Genomic DNA, 5,104 nt, shown 5'->3' with positions numbered 1-5,104 from the left:
TTCGGAGTTAAGCAGTCGCCTCCGCGTTTCTTATTGTCTAGTTTTGCCTCCTAGAAACTCCGAAGCTTCAACTTCGCCCGCAGAAGCAAAAAGCGCTTCTTTGTCGAAGTCTCCAGTTTCTGTGTTTCTGGGCAGTCGGCTATACTTTTCTGTTTCGGTCCTGCCAATGAAGTCAAAGAACGACTTCACTGTCAGGCCCTTCGACGGACACGATGTTCTAGTGCCGACGTTGCCACAGGACGTGGCGGTTTTAGTCGGCCAGCGCTTTTCGGGGCTGAACGAAGCGCTTGCGCTTTTTGTTCTTATGTTTGGAAGTGAATTCAGGCTGTTAGGGATATAAACCTCAATGGATTTTATGCGATGCTGGCTCCAGTTTTTTATCTGGTAAAAAGCGAAACAGCGATAACCCCTCGATATTTTTATGTTATAATAACCAATGCTATTAACGAAACTTATAGAATTTTAAACTGCAAATAGAAGGCTGTAACAGCCATATTGATAAAAATTAAAAGCTTTTCAGATGGGAGAGAAAAACCATGGGTGATCTTTCTTCGGGGAAAAAAGAAAGGTTTCAGCTCCTGCTGCAGCAGCTGCAGCTGACAGAAGATGCGGTTGTCACTCATTTTCGCAATGCTGAAATCGATAGAGTTGTTATTGAAAAACAGGCAAGGAAATGGCATTTTTATTTTCAGTTTGAAAGAATCATCCCTTGTCAGCTATTCAGCACCTTCACGAGCAAGCTGGAGCAAACCTTTTCACATATTGCAAAAATTTCCTATACAGTAAAAGTCATTGAGCAGTCAATAAATGATCAGGCAATCCTGGATTATTGGCAAACCTGTATCAAAGAAATTGACGGCATAGCACCACCTCTATTAAAGCTGTTAAATGAACAGGTTCCTAAAATCCATGGCACCAAGCTTATCTTAAGCGTACGGAACGAAACAGAAGGCCTGGCTTTAAAAAGGAAATACGCAAGCATTATCACCGATATTTTCCAGAGCTTTGGATTTCCGCTGCTTACAATCGATACGGAAGTAAGCGACAACAGCACCTCCGAGGAATACGAAAAGTTCATGAAGGCAAAAGAGAAGGAAGACCAGGAACGCGGCCTGATGGCAATGATTGAAATGCAGAAGAAGGAGGCTGAAAAAGCCCAGGGTGATGCTGCGCCACATGATGGTCCGGTTACAATCGGACTTACAATCAAGGATGATGCCGATTTCCGCAAACTAGAGGATATCGTAGATGAAGAACGCCGTGTAGCAATTGAAGGTTATGTATTCTTTGCAGAAACAAAAGAGCTTCGCAGCGGAAGAACGCTGTTAACCTTCAAGATTACAGACTATACAAGCTCCATCATGGTAAAAATGTTCTCCCGTGACAAAGAGGATGCAGCAATTTACCAGCGGGTCACGAAAGGAATGTGGCTAAAGGTACGCGGCAGCATTCAGAATGATACATTCGTGCGGGATTTGGTCATGATTGGGAACGATATTAATGAAATTAAGCCTAAGGGCAGGATCGACAGCGCTCCTGAAGGTGAAAAACGGGTAGAACTGCACCTCCATTCCCCGATGAGCCAGATGGATGCTGTGACTCCAGTGAGTGCGCTTGTTGCCCAGGCTGCTAAATGGGGGCATAAGGCGGTTGCAATTACAGATCATGCTGTTGTTCAATCTTTCCCTGAGGCATATGGAGCCGGGAAGAAGAACAATATCAAGATTCTTTATGGTGTCGAGATCAATCTGGTCGATGACGGAGTTCCGATCGCCTATAATGACGCTCACCGCCTCCTTGCAGAAGATACGTACGTTGTATTTGACGTCGAGACCACAGGGCTTTCTGCTGTATACGATACAATTATTGAGCTGGCTGCGGTTAAAATCCGAAATGGTGAAATCATCGACCGATTCGAATCATTCGCAAACCCGCATCACAGATTGTCAGCTACAACGATAAACCTAACAGGAATCACCGATGATATGGTCCGTAATGCGCCGGAAGTAAGTGAAGTTCTCCAGAAGTTCCATGACTGGACAGAGGACAGTGTCCTGGTTGCTCATAATGCTTCATTTGATATGGGCTTCCTGAATGTCGGCTACAAAAAAATCGGTTTGGGTAAAGCTCCAAACCCAGTCATTGATACACTAGAACTTGGACGTTTCCTTTATCCGGATATGAAAAATCACCGCCTGAATACACTTGCCAAGAAATTTGATATCGAATTGACCCAGCACCACCGAGCAATATACGATGCTGAAGCGACCGGGTACCTGTTGTTAAGGATGCTCAAAGATGCAGCGGAAAAAGGTCTTGAGTACCATGACCAACTTAATGACAATATGGGCCAGGGTAAATCCTATCAGCGTGCGCGTCCATATCATGCGACATTGCTGGCACAGAATGAAGTCGGCCTGAAAAATATCTTTAAGCTTGTGTCAATTTCCCATATCGATTATTTCTATCGGGTGCCAAGGATACCGAGGTCTGTTTTGAACAAGCACCGTGAAGGGATCCTGATCGGGTCAGGCTGTGACAAAGGTGAAGTGTTTGAAGGCATGATGCAGAAGGGACCGGAAGAAGTCGAAGAGGCTGCTCATTTTTATGATTACCTCGAAGTGCATCCAAAAGCAGTATATGCCCATTTATTGGAGCTTGAGCTGGTTAGGGACGAAAAGGCATTGGAAGATATCATTTCCAATATCGTCAAGCTAGGCGAAAAGCTGGAGTTACCTGTGGTGGCTACCGGTAACGTCCACTACCTGAATGAAAATGATAAAATCTACCGCAAGATCCTGATCAGCTCGCAGGGTGGGGCCAATCCGCTCAACCGTCACGAGCTGCCTGACGTACACTTCAGGACTACAAACGAAATGCTTGAGGCCTTTAATTTCCTGGGTGAAGCAAAAGCAAAAGAGATAGTCGTTGAGAATACGAATAAGATTTCGGATATGATCGACGTGATCAAGCCGATCAAGGATGATCTATATACGCCAAAGATTGAAGGCGCAGACGAAGAGATGCGGAGCATGAGCTATGGTATGGCCAGAAGAATTTACGGGGATGATCTTCCTGAAATTGTAGAGGCAAGGCTTGAAAAAGAACTTAAGAGTATCATTGGCCATGGATTTGCGGTTATTTATTTGATTTCCCATAAGCTTGTTAAAAAATCGCTTGATGATGGATACCTTGTAGGATCACGTGGTTCAGTAGGTTCCTCCTTTGTTGCGACAATGACAGAGATTACAGAGGTAAATCCGCTTCCGCCGCATTATGTATGCCCTAAATGTAAAAAATCCGAGTTCTTTAATGACGGTTCTGTCGGCTCGGGATTTGACCTGCCTGACAAGGACTGCCCGGATTGTGGCATAAAATATAAAAAAGACGGCCATGATATACCGTTCGAAACATTCCTTGGCTTCAAGGGAGACAAGGTTCCCGATATCGATTTGAACTTCTCGGGTGAATATCAGCCTCGTGCCCATAACTATACAAAAGTCTTATTCGGTGAAGAATATGTTTATCGTGCTGGAACAATCGGTACTGTTGCCGATAAAACTGCTTATGGCTATGTCAAAGGGTATCAAGGGGACAATAACCTCCAGCTTCGCGGTGCGGAAATTGACCGCCTTGCTGCCGGATGTACCGGTGTAAAAAGAACAACAGGGCAGCACCCGGGGGGAATCATTGTTGTTCCTGATTATATGGACATCTATGATTTTTCTCCAATCCAGTTCCCTGCTGATAGTAACACCTCTGAGTGGAAAACAACCCATTTTGACTTCCACTCAATTCACGATAATCTTCTAAAGCTTGATATCCTGGGTCACGATGATCCGACTGTGATCAGGATGCTTCAGGACTTGAGCGGAATAGACCCTAAAACCATTCCGACGGATGATCCTGAAGTAATGAAGATATTCAGCGGTACTGAATCACTAGGTGTAACTGAAGAACAGATCATGTCAAAAACAGGCTCACTGGGAATTCCGGAATTCGGTACACGTTTTGTGCGTCAGATGCTGGAAGACACAAAACCGACAACCTTTTCTGAGCTTGTACAGATTTCAGGGCTTTCCCATGGTACGGATGTATGGCTGGGAAATGCGCAGGAATTGATCTACAACAAGACATGTACCTTGAGCGAGGTTATCGGATGCCGTGATGACATCATGGTTTATCTGATCTATCAGGGACTTGATCCGTCCTTCGCCTTTAAGATCATGGAATCAGTCCGTAAAGGTAAGGGCCTGACTGATGAGATGGAAGAAGAAATGCGTAAAAATAATGTGCCGGAATGGTATATTGATTCATGCAAAAAAATAAAGTACATGTTCCCGAAAGCGCACGCGGCTGCCTATGTACTGATGGCTGTCAGGATTGCCTATTTCAAGGTCCATCATCCGCTTATGTATTATGCAGCGTACTTTACAGTAAGGGCTGATGACTTCGATGTTGATGCAATGGTCCGCGGATCGGAAAGCATTCGTTCAGTTATCGAGGAAATCAACGCCAAGGGCCTAGATGCATCCACTAAGGAAAAGAACCTGATGACTGTTATGGAAATTGCGCTTGAAATGTGCGAACGCGGCTTTGGGTTTGCAAAAGTCGATCTCTATAAATCGAGTGCCACAGAATTCATCATTGAAGGAGATAAATTGATTCCACCTTTCAATGCAATTCCGGGATTGGGAACAAACGCAGCAATCAATATTGTCAAAGCTCGTGAAGAGGGAGAGTTCCTTTCAAAAGAAGACCTCGGACAGCGCGGGAAAATATCTAAGACGATACTAGAATATCTGGACAATCACGGCTGCCTTCAGGGAATGCCTGACCAGAACCAGCTATCACTGTTCTAAAAACTGTCTAGTCAAGGCGCTAGCTCCAGCGCCTAGCCAGTTGTTTTCACCTTTGATTGGGCTTCCTCGAATATCTTGGGAGAAGCGATAGCTTTGAGCAGCTCGAGTCGCTTGTCTAGCTGCGGCTCCTAACTCCTCGAGACGCTTCGGTCCTGCCAATGAAGTCAAAGAGCGACTTCACTGGCAGGCCCTCCAGCGCTTTTCGGAGTTAAGCAGTCGCCTCCGCTTTTCTTATTGTCTAG

General features: G+C 45.1%; 2 protein-coding genes. Both read left to right on the top strand.

Annotated elements, in window-relative coordinates:
• Positions 1 to 340: hypothetical protein (locus tag AC3EBE_RS05700; RefSeq protein WP_488594055.1), on the top strand; the 340-nt coding region annotated here is incomplete at its 5' end.
• Positions 341 to 536: 196 nt separating this feature from the next.
• Positions 537 to 4,862 (top strand): PolC-type DNA polymerase III, encoded by a 4,326-nt coding sequence (locus tag AC3EBE_RS05695; RefSeq protein ID WP_488594054.1) that lies wholly within the window; start codon positions 537 to 539, stop codon positions 4,860 to 4,862.
• Positions 4,863 to 5,104 lie beyond the last annotated feature (242 nt).

This window comes from Mesobacillus sp., from assembly GCF_057785455.1.
This window is presented reverse-complemented; position numbering and strand designations above follow the sequence as displayed.